This window comes from Metabacillus rhizolycopersici (assembly GCF_020075705.1).
Genome location: NZ_JAIQUM010000070.1, coordinates 1 through 26,507 on the forward strand (window position 1 = coordinate 1; position 26,507 = coordinate 26,507).

At 36.5% G+C, this 26,507-nt stretch carries 20 protein-coding genes and 1 pseudogene; 11 read left to right on the forward strand and 10 right to left on the reverse strand.

The window, feature by feature from the left end; all coding sequences use genetic code 11:
• Positions 1–211: 211 nt before the first annotated feature.
• A complete protein-coding gene (locus tag K9V48_RS21865; RefSeq protein ID WP_224141259.1) occupies positions 212–1,387 on the reverse strand; it encodes an ROK family transcriptional regulator in 1,176 nt (391 codons plus the stop codon).
• A 264-nt stretch (positions 1,388–1,651) separates the two neighbouring features.
• Between K9V48_RS21865 and xylA the strand changes: the two genes are divergently transcribed.
• From xylA to xylE, 4 genes are all read left to right on the forward strand, one after another.
• Positions 1,652–2,986, forward strand: a complete 1,335-nt coding sequence (gene xylA / locus K9V48_RS21870; RefSeq protein WP_224141260.1) for a xylose isomerase — start codon at positions 1,652–1,654, stop codon at positions 2,984–2,986.
• A 132-nt stretch (positions 2,987–3,118) separates the two neighbouring features.
• Positions 3,119–4,621, forward strand: coding sequence for a xylulokinase (gene xylB, locus K9V48_RS21875; protein WP_224141261.1), 1,503 nt, complete (start codon positions 3,119–3,121; stop codon positions 4,619–4,621).
• Between the two features lie 135 nt (positions 4,622–4,756).
• Positions 4,757–5,803, forward strand: coding sequence for an aldose epimerase family protein (locus K9V48_RS21880; protein WP_224141262.1), 1,047 nt, complete (start codon positions 4,757–4,759; stop codon positions 5,801–5,803).
• 405 nt (positions 5,804–6,208) lie between these two features.
• Positions 6,209–7,624 carry a D-xylose transporter XylE gene (gene xylE, locus K9V48_RS21885; protein WP_224141263.1) on the forward strand — a complete coding sequence of 472 codons (1,416 nt, stop codon included), beginning with the start codon at positions 6,209–6,211 and terminating at the stop codon, positions 7,622–7,624.
• A gap of 105 nt (positions 7,625–7,729) precedes the next feature.
• On the opposite strand, the gene K9V48_RS21890 is transcribed toward xylE, so the two are convergent.
• The 7 genes from K9V48_RS21890 to K9V48_RS21920 all read right to left on the reverse strand — a co-directional run bounded on the left by K9V48_RS21890 (position 7,730) and on the right by K9V48_RS21920 (position 15,320).
• Positions 7,730–8,197: a recombinase family protein gene (locus K9V48_RS21890; protein ID WP_368858302.1), complete on the reverse strand. Its 468-nt coding sequence runs from the start codon at positions 8,195–8,197 to the stop codon at positions 7,730–7,732.
• Between the two features lie 12 nt (positions 8,198–8,209).
• Positions 8,210–8,350, reverse strand: coding sequence for a recombinase family protein (locus tag K9V48_RS21895; RefSeq protein WP_224141265.1), 141 nt, complete (start codon positions 8,348–8,350; stop codon positions 8,210–8,212).
• 235 nt (positions 8,351–8,585) lie between these two features.
• Positions 8,586–9,635, reverse strand: a complete 1,050-nt coding sequence (locus K9V48_RS21900) for an aldose epimerase family protein (RefSeq protein ID WP_224141266.1) — start codon at positions 9,633–9,635, stop codon at positions 8,586–8,588.
• A gap of 426 nt (positions 9,636–10,061) precedes the next feature.
• Complete coding sequence (locus tag K9V48_RS21905; RefSeq protein WP_224141267.1) at positions 10,062–11,435, reverse strand: sugar porter family MFS transporter; 1,374 nt, start codon at positions 11,433–11,435, stop codon at positions 10,062–10,064.
• A gap of 99 nt (positions 11,436–11,534) precedes the next feature.
• Complete coding sequence (araA, locus tag K9V48_RS21910; protein WP_224141268.1) at positions 11,535–12,959, reverse strand: L-arabinose isomerase; 1,425 nt, start codon at positions 12,957–12,959, stop codon at positions 11,535–11,537.
• 41 nt (positions 12,960–13,000) lie between these two features.
• On the reverse strand, positions 13,001–13,696 hold the full coding sequence (locus K9V48_RS21915) for an L-ribulose-5-phosphate 4-epimerase (RefSeq protein ID WP_224141269.1): 696 nt from the start codon (positions 13,694–13,696) through the stop codon (positions 13,001–13,003).
• 1 nt (position 13,697) lies between these two features.
• On the reverse strand, positions 13,698–15,320 hold the full coding sequence (locus K9V48_RS21920; protein ID WP_224141270.1) for a xylulokinase: 1,623 nt from the start codon (positions 15,318–15,320) through the stop codon (positions 13,698–13,700).
• A 386-nt stretch (positions 15,321–15,706) separates the two neighbouring features.
• On the opposite strand from K9V48_RS21920, the gene K9V48_RS21925 reads away from it, so the two are divergent.
• Positions 15,707–16,798, forward strand: coding sequence for a GntR family transcriptional regulator (locus tag K9V48_RS21925; RefSeq protein WP_224141277.1), 1,092 nt, complete (start codon positions 15,707–15,709; stop codon positions 16,796–16,798).
• Between the two features lie 501 nt (positions 16,799–17,299).
• Here K9V48_RS21925 and ftsZ read toward each other — a convergent pair.
• The gene (ftsZ, locus tag K9V48_RS21930) at positions 17,300–18,433 is read right to left on the reverse strand and encodes a cell division protein FtsZ (protein ID WP_224141271.1); all 1,134 of its coding nucleotides are present in this window, start codon (positions 18,431–18,433) and stop codon (positions 17,300–17,302) included.
• A 414-nt stretch (positions 18,434–18,847) separates the two neighbouring features.
• On the opposite strand from ftsZ, the gene K9V48_RS21935 reads away from it, so the two are divergent.
• The 5 genes and pseudogenes from K9V48_RS21935 to K9V48_RS21955 form a co-directional block, all read left to right on the forward strand.
• Positions 18,848–19,087, forward strand: coding sequence for a hypothetical protein (locus K9V48_RS21935; protein WP_224141278.1), 240 nt, complete (start codon positions 18,848–18,850; stop codon positions 19,085–19,087).
• A gap of 387 nt (positions 19,088–19,474) precedes the next feature.
• Positions 19,475–21,379 (forward strand): beta-glucoside-specific PTS transporter subunit IIABC, encoded by a 1,905-nt coding sequence (locus tag K9V48_RS21940; protein WP_224141272.1) that lies wholly within the window; start codon positions 19,475–19,477, stop codon positions 21,377–21,379.
• 79 nt (positions 21,380–21,458) lie between these two features.
• On the forward strand, positions 21,459–22,925 hold the full coding sequence (locus tag K9V48_RS21945; protein ID WP_224141273.1) for a glycoside hydrolase family 1 protein: 1,467 nt from the start codon (positions 21,459–21,461) through the stop codon (positions 22,923–22,925).
• A gap of 289 nt (positions 22,926–23,214) precedes the next feature.
• On the forward strand, positions 23,215–24,657 hold the full coding sequence (locus K9V48_RS21950) for a glycoside hydrolase family 1 protein (RefSeq protein WP_224141274.1): 1,443 nt from the start codon (positions 23,215–23,217) through the stop codon (positions 24,655–24,657).
• 158 nt (positions 24,658–24,815) lie between these two features.
• Positions 24,816–25,022: pseudogene (locus tag K9V48_RS21955) on the forward strand (DDE-type integrase/transposase/recombinase); the annotation flags it as partial.
• Positions 25,023–25,199: 177 nt separating this feature from the next.
• Here the strand turns inward: K9V48_RS21955 and K9V48_RS21960 are convergent.
• Positions 25,200–25,550, reverse strand: a complete 351-nt coding sequence (locus K9V48_RS21960; protein ID WP_224141275.1) for a winged helix-turn-helix transcriptional regulator — start codon at positions 25,548–25,550, stop codon at positions 25,200–25,202.
• Positions 25,551–25,673: 123 nt separating this feature from the next.
• On the opposite strand from K9V48_RS21960, the gene K9V48_RS21965 reads away from it, so the two are divergent.
• Positions 25,674–26,300, forward strand: a complete 627-nt coding sequence (locus K9V48_RS21965; protein ID WP_224141276.1) for a nitroreductase family protein — start codon at positions 25,674–25,676, stop codon at positions 26,298–26,300.
• The last annotated feature ends 207 nt before the right edge of the window (positions 26,301–26,507 follow it).

A 26,507-nucleotide genomic window follows, 5' to 3' on the forward strand; every position in this document is an offset into this window, starting at 1 on the left:
CTTGAAGTCGGAGTTTTACTGCCCGTTAAGGTGGGATAAATAAGTTGTTTGGAATTGCATCATAATCTGTAATTGAACAGGCCATGTAGGTTCTATGTCTCCATCAAATAGTTTTTGCACCAGAACCGGATGGTTTTATTTAAAAAAAGAAATAAGACTAAATACTTCAATATCTTGAAAGAACAAGTAGTCTTATCACTAGGTAAACTTTTTATATTTTTTCATGTAGATCTGATTTTAAGAAAAATTCAGTTACATATGCTGAAACTCCCAGTGCTGCTGAATAGTTAGTTAATTCTGCAAAGTTTATTTTAAAGTTTGTTTGATTATGTCTTAATGAATGTATCTCAACAGCTTCCATTATTGGTTGTAATAATAATTCTTTTGCCAATGCCAAGCGATTGCCAATAATGATTTGCTGTGGATTAAAGGTATTAATAATATTAGTGATTCCAATACCTAAGTATCTACCAATTTGATAAAATAGAGAGTTAATTTCCTCATTTTCTTTTGCTAATTCTACTAACGTTTCCAAGCTTAGCTCTTCTGGTTTTATTGATAACTGTAAGGATTTTGCTTGATGTAATAATGCCTGCTCGGATGCGTATAACTCCCAACATCCAGTACTTCCACATCTGCACTCTTTGCCATTTACATCAATTATCATATGTCCCATTTCACCTGAAAAACCATCGGCACCTCGATAAAGTTCATTATTCAAAATAAACCCTACTCCGATACCAATTCCAGCACTTAAATAGATAAGGTTTTCATACTTTTTTCCAGCTCCGAAACGTTTTTCCCCGTAAGCACCTGCATTTGCTTCATTATCAATAACGACAGGAAGGTTATATTCTTTTTCAATATCTTGTTTTAAGTTAATATTTTTCCACCCCAGATTAGGAGCGAGCAATATGTTATCCCCATCGTTATTAACGATACCAGGTACAGCAATTCCAATGCCCACAACACCGTAGTTGCTTTTCGGTGCAGATTGTAATAAGAATTGAATAATCTCTTTTATCGTAAGAAATGTTTCTTCGTAATTCGTTTTATTGATGGGCTTCATCTTCTCACATACTATATTTCCTGAAAGATCAGTAAGTACACCAAATATATAATTAACCCCTAAGTCTATTCCAATGGAGTATCCTGCACATTCATTAAATAGCAACATCACTGGACGTCTTCCACCACTAGATTCTCCTGGTCCAGACTCGTAACAAATTTTTTCTTCCAATAACTCATTAACTAATGAGGAAATAGTTCCCTTTGTTAGTCCCAAATGTTGTGATATGTCAGCACGTGATAAGGGAGCTTGTTCTTTAATTGTTTGTAGTACTAGTGATTTATTATTAACCTTTACTAATTGCTGATTCCAAGTCATATTTTTACTCCTCAAATTTACTCTATATCATGTTAAGTTTATGAAAACGATCAAACATACATATCCGAATCGACCGTTTTAATTAATCCCTAACTTTATTTATAACACAAAAAAAAAAAAAGAAAAACTTAGTTCATTCGATAGACAAACTAAGTTTATGCTGTTACAATCTATTTATCAACTTGAAAACGGTAACAAAGTCCGTTTCCGAGTCAGCAAGTAAACTAACTATTATTTCTAATAACTATTTTTGGAGGAATGAAAATGAGCTATTTTAAAAATGTTAATCATGTAAAATATGAAGGTCCAGATTCTATTAATCCTTTAGCGTATAAATATTACAATCCAGAAGAAACCGTTAACGGTAAGAAAATGGAAGAATTACTACGTTTTGCCGTATCTTATTGGCATACGTTTACAGGAGAAGGTACAGATCCATTTGGACAAAATACAATGGTACGTCCGTATAATAAATTTTCAGGAATGGACTTAGCAAAAGCACGTGTCGAGGCTTCATTCGAATTTTACGAAAAGTTAAATGTCCCATATTTTTGCTTCCATGATTTTGACGTTGCACCTGAAGCAGATTCACTAAGCGAAACGTTTAAGAATCTAGATGAAATTGTTGCAATGATTAAAGAGTATATGAAAACAAGTAAGACAAAGTTATTATGGAATACTGCTAATATGTTTTCTCACCCACGTTGGTTACATGGGGCATCAACATCTCCGAATGCTGATGTATTTGCCTATGCAGCAGCAAAGGTAAAGAAGGGTTTAGAAATTGGTAAAGAACTTGGTTCTGAAAACTACGTGTTTTGGGGTGGTCGTGAAGGATACGATACATTGCTAAACACAAACATGAAGCTTGAGCTTGATAACCTTGCTCGTTTCTTCCATATGGCTTTAGATTACTCAAAAGAAATTGGTTATGACGCTCAATTTTTAATTGAACCAAAGCCAAAGGAACCTACAAAACATCAATATGATTTTGATGTGGCAACTAGCCTTGCGTTTTTACAATCATATGGCTTAAAGGACCATTTCAAATTTAATATTGAAGCAAACCATGCAACACTTGCTGGTCATACGTTTGAGCATGAATTACACGTAGCACGTATTAACGGTATGTTAGGTTCAGTAGATGCAAACCAAGGAGATACATTACTCGGTTGGGATACAGACGAATTTCCAACAGATTTATACTCTACAACACTAGCAATGTATGAGATTCTCAAAAATGACGGTCTTGGAACAGGCGGATTAAACTTTGATGCGAAAGTAAGAAGAGGATCATTTGATCCTGAAGACTTATTCTATTCTCATATTGCAGGAATGGACAGCTTTGCGATCGGTGCAAAAGTAGCTCAACGTTTAATTGAAGATAAAGTGTTAGACAAGTTTGTTGCAGACCGTTATAGCAGTTATACAGAAGGAATTGGACTCGATATTGTTGAAGGAAAGACAAACTTCCATAAACTAGAACAATATGCTTTACAACTTGACACTATTGAAAATAAATCAGGAAGACAAGAATACTTAAAAGGAATTTTAAATAAGTACATTTTAGATGCTGTTGCGAGTGTAAGTGTGAAATAAAATTTTATTACTACAACCAGTGATAAAAATGTTAAACAAAAGTACAGGAACACTTAAGTGTTCCTGTACTTTCTAACTAAAGAAAAACCCATAACACAAGGTACTTTATTAACTTTAAAAGGGTGAACTCTCATGAAATATGTGATCGGAATTGATTTGGGAACGAGCGCAGTAAAAGTAGTGTTAATGAATGAAAAAGGAGAAGTTTGTAATGAAACTTCAAGGTCATATCCTTTAATACAAGAACAGTCTGGTTATAGTGAACAAGATCCTAATGAGTGGACAGAAAAAACAATAGATGCATTAAAAGAACTTGTAGAGCAATTCGATGGAGAAGTAGATACTATTCAAGGGATTAGTTATTCAGGTCAAATGCATGGGCTTGTTTTACTAGATGAAGAGAATAACGTTTTACGTAATGCTATCCTTTGGAATGATACGAGAACAACAGAGCAATGTAAGCAAATATACGAAATGGTTGGGGAAAAACACCTAATAGAAATAACTAAAAATCAAGCATTAGAAGGTTTTACTTTGCCAAAGTTACTCTGGGTTAAACAATATGAGCCAGAGATATTAGAAAAAACAGCCGTTTTTATGTTACCAAAAGATTATTTGCGATTTAAAATGACAGGTCAAATGCATAGTGAATATTCAGACGCTGCTGGTACACTATTGTTAAACGTCGGTCAGAAACAGTGGAGTGAAGAATTATGTCAGTTAGTAGGTATTGATATAAAAATTTGCCCACCTTTAGTAGAATCACACGAGTGTATAGGAACGATTACTGAAGAAATTGCTGAAAAAACTGGTTTAGCTCCATCAACCAAAGTATTCGCAGGTGGAGCCGACAATGCCTGTGGTGCAATCGGTTCAGGAATTCTTTCAGAGGGAAAAACATTATGCAGTATTGGAACATCTGGTGTTGTTCTTTCTTATGAAGAACGAAATGATCGGGATTTTCAGGGGAAAGTCCATTATTTCAATCACGGAAAAGAAAGTGCCTTTTACACTATGGGAGTAACATTAGCGGCCGGACATAGTTTAAGCTGGTTTAAAGATACTTTTGCGGAAAAGGAATCGTTTGAATCACTCCTAGCTTCTTTAACAGAAGTTCCTATTGGATCAAATGGTCTTTTATTTACGCCATATTTAGTAGGAGAACGTACACCATATGCAGATTCCAACATTCGTGGAAGTTTTATAGGTATTGATTCTTCACACAAACGAAATGATTTCGCACGATCAGTTATTGAGGGAATTACCTTTTCTTTGAATGAATCAATCGAAATATTCCGAGAAAGTGGGAAGACGGTTGATACAATCATTTCCATTGGTGGTGGTGCAAAAAATGATACATGGCTACAAATTCAGGCAGATATCTTCAACGCTACAATTATAAAACTATCTAGTGAACAAGGTCCGGCTGTAGGAGCTGCAATACTAGCTGCATACGGTTGTAATTGGTACGAATCCATTGAGGAGTGTGCAGATGTTTTCATATCCTCAGCTAAAACATATACACCTGTTCCAGAAAACGTTGAAATGTATAGACAACTTTACCATTTATACAAGAATGTATATGCACAAACAAAAGAACTAAACGAGGGGTTGAAAAAATTCAGAAAAATGTAACAATAAGGACCCTTAGAGCCTAACAGTAGAAAAAGTTGTTTCAAAAAGAAACAACTTTTAACTAGATAAAAAACAGGTTTATCTAGTTTTCCTTACAATATTATAGAATCACAGAGTTCTAAAAGGGAGATTAAAATGAACGTAACGGAGAATATATTTGGTGAATTAAATGGACAAACGGTAAAGTCATTTACTATCAGCAATGATAACGGAATGGAAGTTACTTGTATTGATTACGGTTGTATTATTACTAAAATTAATGTACCAGATCAAGAAGGAACGATAGAGAATGTTGTCTTGGGATTTGATACGTTAGAAGAGTATTTAAACTATTCACCTTTCTTTGGTTCTGTTATTGGTCGAGTAGCAGGAAGAATTCAACAGTCAAAATTTGATCTAGACGGTGTAACGTACCCTCTACCTAAAAATGAAGGGGAAAACCATTTGCACGGAGGACCTAATGGTTTTCATCAAGTTATTTGGGACTCTTTCATTGAAGAGAAATCTGATGAAGTGAACATTAAGTTTTCCTATATAAGTCCTGATGGCGAAGGAGGCTACCCTGGGAGACTTGAGGTGACTGTAAACTACAGTCTAAATAACAATAATGAACTTATCATTACGTATCAAGGGACATCAGATAAAAAAACTCTCCTTAACTTAACGAACCATTCTTATTTTAATTTAAGTGGAGATTTAAAGAGGAATATACTAGAGCATGAATTAACGATTAAAAGTGATCGTTTTTTAGAGCTCGATGAATCATTACTTCCAACAGGTAACTTTATTAATGTTGAAAACACGGCTTTTGATTTTAGAGAAGGAAAAAAAATACTTGAAGGAGTAAAGTCCGAGCACGTGCAAAACGAACTTGTTGGAGGTGGATATGATCATCCATTTCTATTAAATACAAATAATCAAGAAGAAATTTGTTTAGTAGATGCTATTAGTGGACGAAAACTGGTAGTAGAAACGGATAAGCCAAGTGTTGTTTTATATACGGCCAACATGTTAGAAAGTAACTTTCAACTGAGAGGAATTCCTTCTCAAAAGCACTTAGGGGTGTGCCTTGAAACACAATGCCCTCCAAACGCCATTCATCATCAAGAATTTCCTTCTATAGTATTAGAAAAGAATGAGGTATATCAATCTAAAACTAGTTTCAAGTTTACATTAGTTTAACAGTAAATATTTGAATATGAAAAATTAGTTAATACCATGGTGGATTTTTTCGATTTTAAGTACCTAACTTATAGGTTTTCCATAAGTAAAATCTATAAGTTAAGCAATTTAAAAATTCAAAATAGAGGGGAGTATAAAGACAGATTTTAGATTATTAAACCAAAAAATCTGGTTATTTGAAATCATCTTTTTTACCATATAAATAATTAAGTTATTTGAAAGCGCTATAAAAATTAGAATGAATAAAATTGAAAGCGTTATTACTACTTATTGTTATATGGATCTTTGATGATAATTAATAAAACAGTGCTACTTGGATAAAAAATAGTTTGCTTGCAAGTTATTTATAATATATTCAGGAAATCACTTTCTTATTTGGTTATTAAAATCTGTCTTTAATAAACTATGAAGCAAAAACGAAACTCACTTTATATTTTTTCAATTACGCTAGTAGCTTGTATTGGTGGTTTACTTTTCGGGTATGACACTGCTGTTATATCTGGGGCTGATAAATCAATAGAAGCCTATTTAATTAAACCTTTAGGCTTAGGGTCGTTAGCACATGGTGCAACAATTTCGAGTGCATTAATCGGTTGTATCATTGGAGGCTTACTATCTGGTTATTTCGCGTCAAAATTTGGTCGTAAGAATTCACTTATCGCAGCAGCGGCCCTTTTCTTCCTATCAGCTTTAGGCTCTGCCTATCCTGAGTTTTTATTTTTCACAAAAGGAGAACCCTCCGTCTCTTTATTACTTACCTTTAACCTGTATCGAATCATAGGTGGAATTGGTGTCGGCTTGGCTTCAGCGATTGTTCCAATGTATATAGGAGAAATTTCACCAGCTAATATTCGTGGTCGATTGGTATCGTTCAATCAATTTGCGACCATTTTTGGTATGTTAGTGGTTTACTTTGTTAACTGGGGTATTGCTAACGGACAATCGTTAGAATGGATAAACGACATTGGTTGGAGATATATGTTTGCTTCGGAAGCAATTCCAGCTCTATTGTTTGGTCTACTTTTACTTTTTGTACCAGAAACACCTCGATACTTAGCGATAAAAAATCAAGATGATAAAGCTCTAGTTATTCTTACTAAAATTAATGGTTCTTCAGAAGCGAAATCTATCTTGAGTGAAATTAAACAAACAGTAACGGCAAATGTTTCTTCTGAAAAACTATTTGCTTACGGGAAATTAGTGATCATTATTGGAATCTTGCTCTCTGTATTCCAACAATTTGTTGGTATCAACGTTGCTTTATATTATGCTCCTCGTATTTTTGAAAGCATGGGAGCCGCAAAAGATGCTTCGATGTTACAGACAATTGTTATGGGACTCATCAATGTTATCTTTACCGTCATTGCCATTTTGACAGTGGATAAATGGGGACGTAAACCTTTATTAATAGTAGGTTCCATTGGTATGGCTATTGGTATGTTCGGTGTAGCGGGATTGGCCTTTTCAAATGTTATCGGAATTAGTACTTTAATATTCATTATTATATACACAGCTTCATTCATGATGTCATGGGGCCCAATATGTTGGGTATTGATTTCTGAAATCTTCCCTAACAAAATTCGTGGACAAGCCGTGGCCGTTGCTGTAGCTGCACAATGGGCTGCTAACTATCTGATTTCATCTACTTATCCAATGATGATGGAATATAGTAGTGGTTTAACCTATGGTTTCTACGGTCTAATGAGTGTACTTTCAGCTATATTTGTATGGAAGTTTGTACCTGAAACCAAAGGAAAGACCCTTGAACAAATGGATAATATCTGGAAAAAACCTAGAGTTGATAAGCATAAAGCAGTATAAAATTATTTTTGACATTCTTAATCTTATATGAGTAAAAAAGTTCCCCCTTTTATTGAAGTAGCATCTGCTTATTGGCAGATGCTATTTTTTGACGTGTTTCTTCTATTATATAGTAGCTTTTTTAAAGTCATTTTCATATTCCTTAACGAACCTATAAAAAGTTGTCTTTTTAACATCTAATTCACCCATAGCTTTAACGGCAGTAATCTCTCCTGCTTTCCAACAATCATAGACTTTTTTAAAATCTTCTGTAACCTGTACTTTAGGTCGACCAAATACCGCACCATTTTGCAAAGCCAAATCAATACCTTCACGCTGCCGTTTTCGAATTCGATTCCTTTCTTCTTCCGCCATCCAGGAAAGAATCTGCAAAACAAGATCCGCAATGAAGGTTCCTAAACTATCCTTAAATTGAGTCGTGTCGAGCAAAGGCATATCTGCCACCACGATATCGGCCTGGATGTTCTTCGTGATGTCATTCCATTCCTGTAAAATCTCTTCCTTGTTCCGTCCAAAGCGATCCAAGGAATGGATATATAGAACATCTCCTTTTCTCAACATTCGTTTAAGCAACTGATATTGAGTTCAATTAAAGTCCTTTCCACTTTGTTTGTCCATGAAAATGTCTCGTTCGCCTATCCCCTTTTCTTTCATGGCCTCAAATTTCCGTCCCTCATTTTGATCGTTACTGCTAACTCGTATGTATCCAAACTTTCGAACGTCCATTTGAATCTCCTTCATTTTGGTTCTTTTTCTCTTATTCTATTAAAAAACGTTCGGAAAAGTATATATAATTCAACGAACGTTCGAAAATTAATTTTAAAGTTTTACGAACGCTAATATTGACCGTTTTTGAACAAAAAATAACCGTTCGTAAAAGTGTTGATTTAAAATAAAGTTTGATAATATAAAAAGGTTCGATAATTTGATAAAACCCTTAAACCCCAGCTGTATTGTTCAATTAAAGAGCCTGTTTATTGAACAAATAACTTATTTTGTATTTTGTTTGGGAGGCGTAAATCTCGTCTGCAAGAAGAATAATATCTCCAAAATTTTCAAATTCGATCGCTCCTGGAGCAACTTGGGTTTCAAACGTTATTCCACCGTGTTGAATTAATTTTTCTCCGTGCATAAGTGGCACACCTTCCACATTATTCGCAGTATAAACAACTATCGTAGGGTTTTCTGTGTATACCTCAACCTTTATTTTCTCGTCAGGACTAATTAATTTCGCTGCAATTTGATAAAGACTTGAGCACGTAAGGAAGAATGGATGATCTATCCCTCGAACCTTTTTCACTTCTGCATCACTGGATTCAAAGGTTGATTTTAATTTCTTCTGGGTTCGGAAATCATAAGGCGTTCCAATTACGCTTCGCTTTTCACCAGTTACCGTGGTATCTGCATTTACTGGTGCAAATTCTTCTGAAAATATTTGCAAAGAATGATCATCGATTGGATTACTTGGATGTCCTGTTAAGTTAAAATAGACGTGATTTGTCGGATTAAAAATTGTATCTTTATCACTTTTTGCTTGATAGCCCACTGACCAAATATTTAAGTTGTCCAATGTATAAGTCACACTTACTTCCAAATTCCCTGGAAAACCATTCTCGCCATCAGGTGAATTTGTTGAAAAGATGATTGATGCACTTTGATCCGTCTCATTCACTTCATAATCCCAAATTTTCTCATCGAACCCAAGGTTTCCACCGTGTAAAGTATTCCCTGATTGATTTACAGACGTTTTATAAAGTGATTCATCAAGTGAAAATTCACCATTTTTTATTCTTCCAGCGACTCTTCCTATTGTTGCTCCGTAGTATGTTTCTTTCTTGTAATCCTCAATAGAGTCAAATCCCAATACTATATTCTCGCGACCTGAATCCGTTGGGACAAAAAGATTGACGATTCTTGCACCATAGTTTGAAACTTCTAATATCACTCCATTATCATTTTCAATAGTAAACAGTAAGACTTCATCCCCAAACGGACTTTGTGTTAATTTCATTTTTTCCGGCCCCTTTCACAATTAAATTCTTAAATAACTCTGATAAAGTGAGACTTCCATCAGTGGGGGTTTTCTGCATCCCCCACTGATGGTTAGCAAGACTTATCATGCTCAGGAACGCCACATCCTGTGGCTTCGCCTGACTTGGACGTCAATCCTTCGTCGGATCTTTACGGGCAGTTATCTCCCACTTATCTTCTTTGCTTCTCTCGAATCTTGAAGTCGGAGTTTTACTGCCCGTTAAGGTGGGATAAATGTAGGCAAAAACAGAATGTTCCGACCGTTTCTAAGTTAAAAAATGGCCGAAGTAGCAACTCCGGCCTCAAGAAAGGAATCGTATGAGCAAATCAACATGCTCATGATTTGTATATGATCAACACAGAATTGTCTTCACCTGATTCAAAATGCACGATTAAACTATATTTATTACGCTCCAACTGACTCAGCTGATTTTTTTTCAGAACGAGCTGCCATTTCTGTTTCGATTTGTTCTAAGGTGCGACCTTTCGTTTCTACAACTACAAAACGTACGAAGATTAACCCTAGAATACAAATGAAACCGAAAGCTGAGAAGATTACCCCAAAACTATACTTAGCAGTGAGAATTGGGAAAACAAGTCCAATGGCAAGTGAACCTGTCCAGTTGAAGGCAGATGATATCCCTGCACCAATTCCGCGTACAGCAAGTGGGAAGATTTCCCCAACGATAATCCAAGTAAGCGGCGCCCAAGAAAACGCATAGAAAAGGATGAAGCAGCAAAGCGAGATCAATGTTATCCAGTTGAGCGCGCTTTCATTGATTCCGAATGCTCCTAAGATAGCCGGTGTAAAGAATGAAAGTGCCATACCCGCTCCACCAACAGTAAGGATTGTACGGCGGTTATATTTATCAACAAACTTTAAGAAAATAACCGTTGTCACCACGAAAATTACACCGACGATAACAGTAAATCCAGCAGCTACCTGTGGTGCCAATCCAACGTCACGGGCAATACTTGTGGCATAATAAACGATGGAGTTTGCTCCTTGAATTTGCTGAAGGGTTGCCATCCCCACCCCGATAATTAAAGCCAAGCGGAATCTCTTATGAAATAATTGACCACTCCCTGAATTTTCATGTTTGGCAACATCTACAATCTCTGAAATTTCGGCCTCTATTTCTTCTTTTGAACTGCGAACAGAGGCTAATACTTCACGTGCTTTATCTGCCATACCCTTTTTAATTAAGTAACGTGGTGATTCTGGAAGTCTTAACATCCCAATGAATAATATAATGGCAGGTATTGCAGCACTAGCGAACATATAACGCCAACTGTTTGGAAACGGCTCCAAAATAAAAGCCACAATATAACTTAACAACATTCCACTAACAATCATTAATTGGTTTAATCCAGAAAGTTTCCCGCGAGTATTTGCCGGTGCTATTTCGGACATGTATGCAGGAACTAAAGAAGAAGCTGTACCGACTGCTATCCCTAAGAGGATACGAAAGACTGTCAAACTGATTTCTTCCGGTGCAACGGCCGAACCAAGCCCGCCTACAAAGAAAACTACAGAGGCAATCAAGATTAACTTTCTACGACCAAACTTATCTCCGAATAAACCGCTTACAATCGACCCTAAGATCGCTCCACCCATTAATGAAGATACTACGATTCCCAACCATAATGGACTCAAATCAAAGTCTACCCGAATATGACCTTCCGCACCAGCAGTAATCCCGATATCATAGCCAAACAAGATACCAGCAAATGAGCCAAAGAAGAAGATAAACTTACTAGATATTTTACCTTTACTCATGATCCTATCTCTCCTTTTCATTTTCATTAAAAACTACGATTCTTTGTATTTTGATTTTACCTCCCAAGGAAGAGTGAACTTCCTTGGAGAGCAGATATTTCACTTAATAATGACGTAATCCAAGTCAACGAGTTTTGCATAGGTTACAATTTGGTCTGTTGTTAAATTCAATGAAACAACTGTGTGATGACCACCGCCATTTTCAATCCAGGCTTTAACCCCATCTTGGAAGTTTGGCTTCACATTCCAAAGTACACGGGCCACTGGAAGATTTGGAGCTGGTTTAGTTGGCTCAAATGCAGAAACTTCGTTGATCAAAAGTTTGTAATGAGTACCAAAGTCAGCCATTGAAACAACCACACCGTCTCCTGCTTTTCCGTCAAATACTAAACGTGCAGGATCTTCACGATCACCAATCCCTAATGGAGATACGATAATTTTTGGTTTGTTACTTGCTAAAGTTGGGTCTACTTCAAGCATATGTGATTGAAGGATTGATTCTTGGCCCGCAGCTAATTCATATGTGTAATCTTCCATAAAGCCAGTTGATTGGTTATGGCTCATCACTTTGAGTAAGCGATCGAGCGCTGCAGTCTTCCAATCTCCTTCACCAGCAAACCCATATCCCTGTGCCATCAAACGTTGGACTGCAAGACCAGGTAGCTGTTTCATATCATATAAAACTTCGAAGTTAGTTGTAAAGGCATTGTAACCACCAGCATCAAGGAAACGCTTAATAGCGATTTCATAGCTTGCTTGTACTTTTACACTAGCTTCCCAATCTTCCTTACTGTAAGTACCATAATCAAATTCATAAAGGTCTGCATATTCTGTAAATAAGTCATCAATTTCTTCGTCCTTAACAGCATTCACGTATTGAACAAGGTCCCCAATACCAAAGTAGTCAACTGTCCACCCAAATTGAATTTGTGCTTCAACCTTATCCCCTTCGGTAACTCCAACGTTACGCATGTTGTCACCAAAGCGAGCGACTTTAATGTTGAAACTTTCGTTATAAGCAACCGCTACGTCCATCCATTCTGCAATCTGCTGTTGCACTTCAGCGCGTTGCCAGTAACCTACTACAACTTTATTTTGTTTGTTCAAACGGGCATTGATAAAACCATATTCACGGTCACCATGAGCTGATTGGTTTAGGTTCATGAAGTCCATATCAATTGTTGCCCAAGGAATACTTTCATTGAATTGTGTTGCTAAATGAAGTAATGGTTTTTGTAATAATTTTGTTCCGCGAATCCACATCTTCGCAGGAGAGAACGTATGCATCCAAGTGATGACACCGGCAACTTCGTCACGATAGTTGATTTCTTTCATGATACTTGTGATTTTATCTGCACTAACAGCTAAATCTTGCAATACAAGTGGGTAAGGTAAAATACCGCTTTCATTTAATGTATCGGTCATCGTTTGTGCGTGTGCTTTGACTTCTGCTAACGCTTCTTCCCCATAAAGATGTTGTGAGCCTATAACAAACCAAAATTCTTTTTTTCCTATTGTTTCCATAATGATCCTCTTTTCTTAGTTTGATAGTTTGATAGTTTGTATTACTTCTGCCCATAATAGGCATTTTTCCCATGTTTCCGTAAATAGTGTTTATCTAAAATACGTTTTGGTAATTCTTTAGCAAAATGATTTAATTCTCGTGCAAATAAATTCATTTTCGAAATTTCTTCTAACACAACACTATTCATTACCGCTGATTTTGCATCTTTGCCCCAAGTAAATGGAGCATGACCATGAAGTAAGACACCGGGAACTGCTAATATATCTAACCCACGCTCTTCAAATGTTTCGATGATTACATTACCAGTTTCCACTTCATATCCACGATCAATCTCCTCTTGTGTCAAGAAGCGGGCACATGGTACCGAACCATAGAATGTATCTGCATGAGTGGTCCCCATCGCTGGAACATCAAGGCCTGCTTGAGCCCAAATTGTCGCCCAAGTTGAATGAGTGTGCACGATGCCACCGATTTCTGGGTAATGCTTATAAAGTACTGCGTGAGTCGGTGTATCTGATGAAGGGTTCAACTCTCCTTCAACAACATTGCCATCTAAATCAACAACCACCATATCACTAGCTTTCATCGTTTCATAATCAACACCACTAGGTTTGATAACAAATAAACCACTTTCACGATCAATGGCACTTGCATTTCCCCATGTGTATTTCACGAGTCCATGTTTAGGTAAGTTCAAATTTGCTTGAAATACTTCTTCTTTCAATTGTTCTAACAAGTCAATTCCTCCAGTGTTCCACTAAATTATCTACAGCGGCCTGCTCAATCACTAAACCTTTTTTGTATCGTTCGATAAATGCTTCAAATCCTTTAACGTCAAATCCATCAGGATAAATTTCTTGCTCATCAACCTTTTCAAAGACTTTTTTGTCGAGGAAGTCTTCTAAACTTTCTTTTTGATCTTTGTTCATCATGTAAGAAGCAAGAATAGCAATTCCCCACGCACCGCCTTCTCCGGCTGTTGCCATTACTGAAACTGGAGCATTCATTGCGGCTGCAACAATTTTTTGTCCAACAACAGGGGTTTTGAATAAACCACCGTGAGCTAAAATGCTATCAATTGTGACATTTTCTTTCTTTGTCAAAATATCCATTCCGATTTTCAAAGCACCAAAAGCAGTAAAAAGATGAGTCCGCATGAAGTTTGCTAAATTGAACCTACTCTCAGATGAGCGGACAAATAGTGGTCGGCCTTTTTCTAATCCTGTGATATTTTCACCTGAGAAATAACCGTAGCTAAGCAAACCACCACCATCTGGGTCGGCTTCCAAAGCTTTATTTAACATCACATCGAATAATTTATTCGTTTCAACCTTTTGTCCCATTGCCTCAGAAAATTCACGGAACAATCCCAGCCATGCATTGATATCACTTGAACAGTTATTCGCATGAACCATCGCAACTGGACTACCGTTCGGTGTAGTTACCAAATCAATTTCTGGATATACTTTTGAAAGTTCTTTCTCTAATACAATCATGGCAAAAACTGAAGTTCCTACTGAGACGTTTCCAGTACGTTTCCTCACACTATTCGTAGCAACCATCCCTGTTCCAGCATCACCTTCTGGTGGACAAAGTGGAATGCCTGGTTGTAAATTTCGTGATTTATCCAGAATTTTTGCTCCAATTTCAGTTAATTCACCTGCTTGTTCGCCTGAGATATAGACTTTAGGAAGAATATCTTTTAGCTTCCAATGATAACCTTTGGTCGCAAGTAGTTCATCAAACTGCAAGAGCATCGATTCATTGTAATCTTGTGTTGATTCATCAATTGGGAACATGCCCGAAGCATCCCCAATGCCAATTGCTTTATTACCAGTCAGTAACCAGTGAATGTATCCAGCTAAAGTAGTAATAACATCAATACGAGGTAAATGTTTCTCTTCGTTTAATATCGCTTGATAAAGGTGAGCAATACTCCACCGTTCAGGGATATTGAATTGGAATCTATCAGTTAATTCTTTTGCTGCAACACTGGTTGTTGCATTACGCCAAGTCCGAAACGGAACAAGTAGCTCGCCAGTGTTGTCAAAAGCCATATATCCGTGCATCATTGCAGAAAATCCAATAGAACCAACTGTTCGAATTGTGATTCCATAATTTCGTTCAACTTCTTGCTTCATTTCACTATAAGCTGCTTGCAGACCAGTGATAATATCCACTAAGTTGTACGTCCAAAATCCATCTTCCAAAAGGTTTTCCCACTCATAACTTCCAGATGCGATTGTTTCAAAACTATTATCAATCAAAACTGCTTTGATACGTGTTGATCCGAATTCGATTCCAAGTGAAGTTTTCCCCTCAATAATCGCTTGTTTTATGTCTACTCGATTCGTTTTCACGTTAATCCCCTCTCTGATAGCGATTTCAATATCTACAATCGAAAGGAGGCGCCTTCCTTTTCGTTTAACTTTATTTACAAACTCAGTATATCACCTGTACGTACATTTATCAATAAATATAAAATATGTGCATATAAATTACACAAATACAATTCTCTCATTTTCTCCTTAATGTTTGTAATAAAAGGGACTCGTGTGACATAAAACCTAAATAAAAAAATAGAAAAAACAAAAAAATACAGAAAAAATTTTATAGTTTGTTTGGTGATTTGTACAAAAATAAGGTAGGATATTTTAATTCATTTAAAGCCATGATAAAATAAGTACGTACAAATATTTCAAGTGAATAAATTAGAATGCGAACAACTATGAAAGAAGTGAGTTAAATAAAACCAAAGTATCAGGTCATCATTGATGATATAAAAAGTAAAATTCTTTCAGGAGATTACAGTATAGGAGAACAAATTCCTACTGAATCCATCATGCTAGAAGAGTACAATGTTAGCCGACACACTGTTCGAAAGGCCTTTTTAGAACTATCGAACCAGGGATTCCTAAGAAGTGAAAAAGGATCTGGCACTTTTGTTAGTAACCAATACCAATCAAAATCTGGTGGAAATTCCAAGAATAAAACAATCGGTGTAATCACGACCTACATTTCTGATTACATTTTCCCCTCAATTATTCGTGGAATTGAAGGGAGATTGAATGAAGATAATTATTCGTTACTATTAGCTAGTACAAATAATGATGTCGAACAGGAAAAAAAAGCTTTGGAAATGATGTTGTCATTTGGCGTGGATGGTTTGATTATTGAACCTACGAAAAGCAATCTATACAATCCCAATATTGCTTACTACCTATCGTTTAAGGAACAGGATGTTCCATTCATCATGATCAATGCTTATTATGAAGAATTAGATGTTCCTTTCTTTTGTCTCGATGACGTGCAGTCTAGCTATCTCGCAACAAAAGAATTGATTTCAAAAGGACACACACAAATTGGACTCATTTCAAAAATGGATGATTTACAAGGAAAGTATCGAATGAAGGGATATATAAAAGCGCTTGGAGAAGCCAAATTACGATTTCAACCAGAGCACGTGCTTACGTTCGATACAGAGACGAAGCTGGACCTATACACTAACCTGAAGGAGCTCTTAGATGAAAATAGAGACGTGTTGACTGCAATTGTTTGCTATAACGACGAGGTAGGGTTGGAAGTGGCAAATGTGTGCAGACAACTTGATATTTCTGTTCCGGAAAAATTATCAATTATTGGCCAGGACAATTCTTATATTGCCAAAAATGCTAATATCAAACTAACGACATTGACACACCCACAAGAACAAATGGGACGTGATGCAGCTGATTGGGTCATTAAGAAATTACAAGGAAAGAAGGATTTACCAAACCAAACCTATTATCAACCAGTGTTAATTGAAGGCGAAACTGTAAAAGAGTTAAAAGTACAATAAACTTAGTGTGATCAATCACTAGTGTTGCGTTAATAAAATTTCGCTATTAAATGTTCAATAAAAATAAAGATGTTTAATTTTGACGAACTAAAGCCGCATGCTTAGGTTAAAAAACATACTAACATTAGTAGCGCAGACCACGGACATGGTTTGTTAAACCACACTTCAATTCCCCCCTCCTTCAGTGGACGGTTTTTCTACAGTCAAAAATCAAAATTAAGCTTTAACATAGACATAGTTTAAGGAAAATTTATTGTGTCGCGGTTGCAACATCCTGTTCAATAGATTTAAATTTTATACTCCATAAGCGGGCGCGATTGTATAGCAAGACAAATCAAAAAGCCGATTCCTTAAATATTTAGGGAAACGGCTTTTTTAGGTTGAAAATCTGCTAAGGGCTCACTACGCTTCAGACAAGAATTACTATATAGAAGCACTATTAAAAAGCTGTCGAGGGTACTCGCCAGCCTAATACTCCTGTTTAGGGAGCATTTAAGTATTTCAAAATGTTTTATTTCGATTACGTAAGTATGTAGGAATATCTAGCGATTCTTCTGGTTGTTTCGTTTGTTTATCATAATCTCGAACCGGATCATCACGCTTTATCGGTTCACGTCTAGGTGATTGTGAATGTGGCTTGTTTCTAGAATTAAGGGAATTCGGCTTTAATGATGGGGTCTCTTGATCAGCGAAGCCGGTAGCAATAACGGTTACCATCATTTCACCTTTTAAATTTTCGTTAATGACAGAACCGAAAATCATGTTTAAGTCCTGGTCTGTAGCAGAAGAGACAACATCTGCTGCCTCTTGTACTTCATATAGACTTAAATCGGTCCCACTAGTAATGTTCATTAGTACACCTTGAGCTCCATCGATGGAAATTTCAAGTAGTGGGCTAGAAATGGCTTTCTTTGCTGCTTCAGTAGCGCGACCTTCACCTGAAGCGACACCAATGCCCATTAAGGCAGATCCCTTATAGGACATAATAGTTTTCACGTCAGCAAAATCAAGGTTGATTAAACCTGGTATAGCTATTAAATCTGATATACCTTGTACACCCTGGCGAAGGACATTATCCGCTTCACGGAATGCCTCAATCATTGGAGTAGTTTTATCTACAATCTCCAATAAGCGATCGTTTGGAATCACAATTAATGTGTCCACCGCTTCCTTCATTAAGGCAATTCCACCCGCAGCTTGAGTTGCCCGCTTACCGCCTTCGAACTTGAAAGGACGTGTAACAACACCAATAGTTAGAGCACCAAGATCTCGAGCGATTTGAGCAATTACAGGGGCTGCTCCTGTTCCTGTACCACCACCCATTCCAGCTGTAACAAATATCATATCTGCACCTTTTAATACTTCTTGGATTTGGACTTTACTTTCTTCCACTGCTTTTCTACCTACTTCTGGATTTGCACCTGCTCCTAAACCTCTTGTCAAAGTTGTGCCGATTTGCATCTTGATTTCTGCCTTTGATAAGTTAAGTGCTTGTGCATCTGTATTAACAGCAATAAATTCTACTCCCTGAACTCCGTCCTCAATCATACGATTAACGGCGTTGTTTCCCCCGCCGCCAACACCGATTACTTTAATCCTGGCAAATTGGTCCACACTTGTATCAAACTGAAACATTATAGTTCCTCCTAATTTATCTTTTTTACCTTATTTCACACTTCAAGGTAATTTTTGAGAACTTCTTCACCTTAAACATTCATTTTCCTTTGACTTGGTTTAGGAGGTTGTTGAGTAACTTGGATGACCACCTATTTGGAGTATTTTAAATCCTATTGTAGCGTTATATATTGAGAACATCATCAAACTAATTACTGCGGAGACAGATGCCTCAATAATACTAATTGTAAGTGATAGAATTGAACTGCAATAATATCAGCGTTCTTTTTTTACTTGTTTCCTCTATTAATTATACACCAAACACTAATATTATCCTGTTCTGGAAAAATTTTATACGAGATGCACATACTCGGGGTTCGATACCCTACAAGTCTCTAGAAAAATGATTTATGGAATTGAATCGAAATTAAATTGTTGAATACTGAAATTACTCGATTGCAACAAACAATTGATTCAAAGAATGATGAATTAAAGAAACAAAAAGAAAGCTTAGATTTCGAATGTCAGAAGCGTGTGTTTTCACGTGAACAAGAATTGAATAAAGAAGAGGCAAATGAAATCAAGATCATTCAGGATCAGTTAACAAAAGAAGTACGTTTACGACGTATTCAACATCTCGCTCATGAAATCATGGATGAAATGAATTTAAGGTAAGAACAAAGACAATTTGAGACATTAAGGCTTGTGATTGATAACCTCTCCCGAGTAATTGGTGATTTAGCAGATCCATTCGGTGATTATTCACCGTTTTTTTAAAGGGAATTTTAAAAATGATACCAATTAAGTAACAGAAGCCATTAGGAAGAATGGACTAATAATTTTTTCGTATGAAAGCGTTGACATTTTTATTTTCCGTGATATGATGAAAGCGTAAACAAAATTTTATATCCACTTGGGATTGTTACTGATAAGCAGGCAAAACCCAAATCATTTAGTGTAGGACGAGTCCGTCTTATGTCTATGTGATTTGGGTTTTTTGTTTGTAAAAATAGCAATTTATCAAACTTCCCATTTTAGTAAAATTTTTAGGAGGGATTTATTGTGAGTTACGAAAAATTGTCCAGAGACATTTTAGATTTAATCGGCGGAACAGAAAATGTGAACAGTGTCGTTCACTGTGTTACCAGACTTCGTTTTAAACTAAAAGATGAAAGCGTTGCCAAAACAGAGGAGTTAAAAAAATTAGACGGTGTCGTTACCGTGATGAAAAGCGTAGGGCAATATCAGGTTGTTATAGGAAACCATGTTCCTGATGTATATGCCACTGTTTTAAAGGTAGGAAACATTAGTGGGGTAAGCGAAAACAACGATTCAAGTAGCGATAAAAAACTTGGCTTGGGTGCAGGATTCATTGATATGATTTCGGGTGTTTTCACTCCAATCTTGGGCGTATTAGCTGCAACAGGTATGATTAAAGGCTTTGCTGCATTAATCTTAGCGTTAGGTTGGGTAGACGCAACGTCAGGCACTTACCAACTTTTAAATATCGCTGGAGATGGTTTATTTAACTTCTTGCCAATCTTCTTAGGCTATACGGCGATGAAGAAATTTGGCGGTACACCGTTTATCGGGATGGCGATAGCCGCAGCACTTGTACATCCTACATTGGCAACTTTAAATACAGGTGAAGCTTCAACGGTGCTTTTCCAAGGTACGCTTTTTGAATCACCAATTCACATTACTTTCTTGGGTATTCCTGTTATTTTAATGAGTTACGCATCAAGTGTTATCCCAATCATTCTTTCAACCTATGTAACATCAAAAGTAGAAAAAGGCTTGAAAAAGATTATTCCAGATGTTGTAAAAACATTCTTAGTGCCATTCTTTGCAATTTTAATCATGGTTCCCTTAACATTCCTAGTTATCGGACCTGTCTCAACTTGGGCAGGTAGTTTACTAGGTGCAGCAACACTGTGGATTTACGAATTAAGTCCTATTGTAGCAGGTGTCATTCTAGGCGGATTCTGGCAGATATTCGTTATGTTTGGTCTTCATTGGGGTCTTGTTCCTATCGCTATTAACAATATAGCAACTTTGAAATTTGATCCTGTTTTAGCTACAACTGTTATGGTATGTTTTGCTCAAGTTGGTGCAGTTTTAGCGGTTATGTTAAAAACAAGAAACCAAAAATTAAAATCGCTTAGCATTCCAGCATTCATTTCAGGTATTTTCGGTGTGACAGAACCAGCGATTTATGGTGTTACATTACCACTTAAAAAACCATTCATCATGAGTTGTATCGGCGGTGGAATCGGTGGAGCTATCATCGGTGCTACTGCGGGTAAATTATGGATGATGGGCGGTATGGGGATTTTCGTTATCCCAACTTTCATCAAACCAGGTTCAGGTCTTGATATGTCTTTCTGGGGAGCAATCATTGCAATTTTCGCAGGTTTTATTGTAGCGTTTGTTTTAACTTATCTATTCGGTTTCAAAAATACTGAAACAAAAGAGAACACTGAAAAAACGGTTGAAAAAGACGAAAAACGTAAACATGAAGTAGTAAGCCCATTAAACGGTACAGTTCTTCCTTTATCTGAAGTAAAAGACGCTGCATTCTCAAGCGAAGTAATGGGTAAAGGTGTTGCAATTTTACCAACCGAAGGAAAAGTGGTTTCTCCTGTTAATGGCGTGGTAACAACTCTTTTCAAATCAAAACATGCTATCGGTATTACTTCTGAAGACGGTGTGGAAATCTTAATTCATGTGGGTATGGATACCGTTCAATTGGATGGCGAACATTTCACATCTCACATTAATCAAGGTGACACCGTTAAAGCGGGAGACCTACTTGTTGAATTTGATATGGATAAGATTAATGAAGCAGGTTACAGTTTGGTGACACCTGTTATTGTTACCAACACAGCTAATTATTTGGATGTATTATCTACAAACAAAGAAGATGTATCAACAAATAATGTCGTATTAACCGTTTTAGGTTACTAGGTTACTAGATTACCAAAAACTTTTCGACTGTCGCACTTTGGTGGAACAGTCGATTTTTTAAAAATACATGGGAGGTTTTATGATGACAAATAAAAAACAAACAGGTTTTCCAGAAGGTTTCTTGTGGGGCGGAGCTACGGCTGCCAACCAATTAGAAGGTGCTTATAATGTAGATGGCAAAGGCTTATCCATTTTCGATATGGTTACTTTTGTGCCAAAAGAACAACGAGGCAATGACATTGAGATGGATGTTAAGAGTCTAAAAGAATTGGAAGAACTTTTGGCACAAGGCGATGAAGAGAATTTCCCAAAACGTCGTGGCATTGATTTCTACAATCGTTATAAAGAAGATATCGCACTATTTGCTGAAATGGGTTTTAAAACATTCCGTATGTCCATCTCTTGGGCAAGGATTTTCCCGAATGGAGACGATTTGACACCGAACGAAGAAGGTTTAGTTTTCTATGATAAAGTGTTTGATGAATTATCAAAATACGGAATTGAACCTTTAGTCACTTTATCTCATTATGAAATACCGCTTCATTTGGTACGAAAATACAATGGGTGGACTGACCGTCGTTTGGTTGAATTTTTTGTCCGCTATGCCGAAACTGTCTTTGATCACTACAAAGGAAAAGTTAAATATTGGTTAACATTCAACGAAATCAATATTTCTCAATTTTCTCCTTATATCGGTTCAGGTATCTTAGTTGACCAAGTGGAACATGTGGAACAAGCCGTTTATCAAGCTCTTCACCATCAATTCGTTGCAAGTGCTAGAGCCGTTAAATTGTGCCATGAAATCATGCCTGAAGCCAAAATCGGCTGTATGTTAGCCCGTATGGAAGTTTACCCTGAAACTTGTCATCCTGACGATGTATTAGTCGCACTAGAAGAAGACCAAAAAAATCTGTTCTTCACTGATGTTCAAGTTCGAGGTGCTTACCCAAGCTACATGCTCAGCTATTTCGAAAAAAATAACATTAAAATCGAAATGCTTCCAGGTGATGAAGAAATCTTGTTGCAACATCCAGTTGATTTCTTATCATTCAGCTATTACATGACGCAAGTGGCTAGCGGTAATCCTGACAAATTAAAACAAAAAGGAAATTTCTCTAGCGGGATTATTAATCCTTATTTGAAATCATCTGATTGGGGATGGCAGATCGACCCTAAAGGTTTGCGTATCACTTTAAAGAAACTATACGACCGTTATCAAGTGCCTTTATTCATTGTTGAAAACGGGCTAGGTGCTTATGACAAAGTAGAAGAAGATGGTTCAATTAACGATGACTACCGTATTGATTATCACCGAGCTCATATCGAACAAATGAAAGAAGCAATTAACGATGGCGTAGATTTAATCGGTTATACTTCATGGGGATGCATTGATTTAATCAGTGCAGGAACTTCTGAAATGTCCAAACGCTATGGTTTCATCTATGTGGACCAAGACGATTATGGTAACGGGTCTTTAGAGAGAAAGAAAAAGAAAAGTTTCGATTGGTATAAAGAAGTCATCCGTTCAAACGGAACCAATCTATAAAGTGAGACTTCCATCAGTGGGGGTTTTCTGCATCCCCCACTGATGGTTAGCGAGACTTATCATGCTCAGGAACGCCACATCCTGTGGCTTCGCCTGACTTGGACGTCCTGTCCTTCGTCGGATCTTTACGGGCAGTTATCTCCCACTAATCTTCTTTGCTTCTCTCGAATCTTGAAGTCGGAGTTTTACTGCCCGTTAAGGTGGGATAAAATTTATTTTGATATTTTTATAGATGGTATTGACTTGTTGCCAATACCATCTCAATTCTAAATTATGGAGGTACTTTATTATGTCTAAATATTCATTTCCGAAAGATTTCCTTTGGGGCGGAGCAACAGCAGCCAATCAATTAGAAGGTGCTTATCAAGAAGGCGGTAAAGGGTTAAATCTTGCAGATGTTATGCCAGGTGGCAAAGTAAGATTAAAGGTCATTATGGAACCTGGTTTTGATTATAAAATTGATAAAGAAAAATATGTTTATCCAAATCACGATGGAATTGATTTCTATCATCGCTATAAAGGAGATATCGCCCTCTTTGCTGAAATGGGATTTAATACTTATCGCATGAGTATTGCATGGAGCCGCATTTTCCCAAAAGGCGATGAGCTTGAGCCAAACGAAGAAGGCTTAGCTTTCTATGACCGTGTGTTTGATGAATTAAAAAAATACAACATTGAACCAGTTGTAACGATTTCTCACTATGAAATTCCATTGCACTTAATCACAGAATACGGTGGTTGGCGCAACCGCAAAGTGATTGGATTCTTTGAGCATTATGCAAGAACTTTATTCAATCGTTACAAAAATAAAGTAAAATACTGGCTAACATTCAATGAAATTAATGGTGCCACCCATATACCACTATTAGGTCTTGGTTTTTCACCAGAGAGCAAAGAAACACAATTGCAAGATAGCTTTCAAGGACTTCATCACCAATTTGTAGCAAGTGCATTAGCTGTTAAAGTAGGACATGAATTGATTCCTGGTAGCCAAATTGGTTGTATGCTTGTTTATGCTCCAACTTATTCATATGATTCAAATCCTGAAAATGTGATGCATGCTTTACAAGAACAACGCTTGTTCAACAACTATTGCGGCGATGTGCATGTTAGAGGAGCATACCCTGCATTTGCAAAACGTTATTGGAAAGAAAATGGCATTACTTTGGATATTCAAGATGGTGACTTAGAGATTATTAAAGAAGGAACAGTTGATTTCATTTCTTTAAGTTACTATATGTCTCGCACAGAGAAAAAGAACAAGACACCAGAAGAAGTTGGTCAAGGTAATTTAATCGGTGGTGTAAAAAATCCATTCTTAAGTGCTAGTGATTGGGGATGGGAAATTGACCCGACTGGACTTCGAATCACTTTGAACCAACTTTATGACCGCTACCAAGTGCCTTTATTTATTGTAGAAAACGGTTTAGGGGCTTATGATAAGGTTGAAGAAGACGGTTCTATCAACGATGATTATCGCATCGATTACCTAAGAAGCCACATTCAAGCAATGGGAGAAGCAATTGAAGATGGCGTAGAATTGATGGGATATACTCCTTGGGGTTGCATTGACTTGGTAAGCGCATCTACTGGTGAAATGTCCAAGCGTTACGGATTCATTTATGTGGACAAGCAAGATGACGGTAGCGGTACATTGGAACGCAAAAAGAAGAAATCATTCTTTTGGTATAAGGATGTAATTGCAACAAATGGGGAAAAACTAGAAAACTAAAACCCATAAATAGAAGACCCTTTTTCTTGAACTGATAGGAACATGAACCTATCACTAGGGTTAAGCCTGAGCCAAGCATCCTTAACAAGGGATGCTTTTTCTTTATTAAATAAACGGTGTAGTTTAATGAGGAAGGCAGTTTTGAAACACATAATTAATTATTACGTATTGTAGAACAAGATCATCGTTTTATTAAAAAGAGAGTTCGTTCGATGTTAGGATTGAAATCTTTTCGGACTGCTAAATCTATTCTTTCGGGAATAGAAGCGATGCATACCATTAAAAAAGGACAACTTGCTTTACGGGACAAGTCTGTCCACAATCAAGTGAAGTTCATTCAGCAACTAGTTGGAATGGCTGCATAAGAACAGATTCCATTAGGAGTCTATATACCTCTTTCAAAGAAATGCAATCTTTGCACCAGAACCTAGGGGTTTGGCGTTTTTAGTAACTTCATATAGTTTTCGATTTGTTTACCTACTGAATAAGTTATTTTTAATAATTGTATTTGGAAGAGGGAAACCATTAGGTGAAATTTAGGTTTAATTATGATCACAATAAATTTGTTGATCTTTATCTATTCCTTTTATAATTGCATACTTATTACCCCATTCACACATTGTGTTTAATACTGGTACAAATGATCTTCCTAGATCAGTTAAGCTGTATTCTACTTTTGGTGGTACTTCTTTAAATATTTCTCTTCGTACAAGTCCATCTCTTTCTAACTGTTTCAATTGATCTGTTAAGACTTTTTGTGTAATTCCAGGTATTAATTCGTAAAACTCTTTTGTCCTTACTGATTTTTGACTCAAGAAAAAGAGTATTAAACATTTCCATTTTCCACCTGCAATGTTCATAAAAATGTTGATTCCAGTATTATAGTTAACCATGTGCTGTCCCTCCTGAATAGGCACTTTAAAGTGGCTATACCACATTTTTGTGCGTTATTTTCTTATTTATTATTGCTCACTATAATTAAAGGAGCAATAAATAAAAATTTCGGAGTTGATATAATGAGTGTAAAAAATATTTTGGAAAAAAGACGTTCAGCTAGATATTATGATTCAAGTTATAAAATAAGTTCAGAAATTCTAATCTCATTAATTGAAAGTGCAAGTAAGTCACCTAACGGAAATAATATTCAAGCAACTCGATACTTAATTATTGATGATCCAGACTTAAGAAAATTACTGCTACCTATAGCTTTTAATCAACAACAAGTGGTAGAAGCTTCAACTTTAATTGTTATGTTGGGTGATTATCAAGCGTTTGATAAAGATAATATTATTAAAATACATGAAGAAGGCTTTCAAGCACGTTTTTTTGATGAATCGCTAAGGGATTATCTAGCGAATGCTGCAATAAAATATTATGAAAATAAATCAAATGAAGATCTAAAGCTAGAATTAACTAGAGATGTAAGTCTTGCGTCAATGTCATTAATTTTGTTAGCAAATGAAGCAGGTTTTGATACAATTACTATGTCAGGCTATGATTCTAAGAAATTAAAAGCAATCTTAAATATCTCTGAAAGGTATTTAGATGTTATGCTTATAGCTATTGGTAAAGGTACTAAAGCCGGTCATAATACCGTAAGGCATAATGTAAATAAGATAATGTATAGAAACAAAATAATTTAGTGTTCTTATAGAATCTGATTATGTAAAATAGGCAGACAAAGAAATATGTTATTCTTATTCCGTAATCGGGCGCGATTGCGGAACAATGAGCAGTCGCCTTTTTACTAAACCGATCAGAGTAGTTCTATAGATGATTGGATGTAAATAATTAAGAAACCCAGCTAATCTTCTCATGTGAAGGTAGCTGGGTTTTAAAGTTGGACGTGC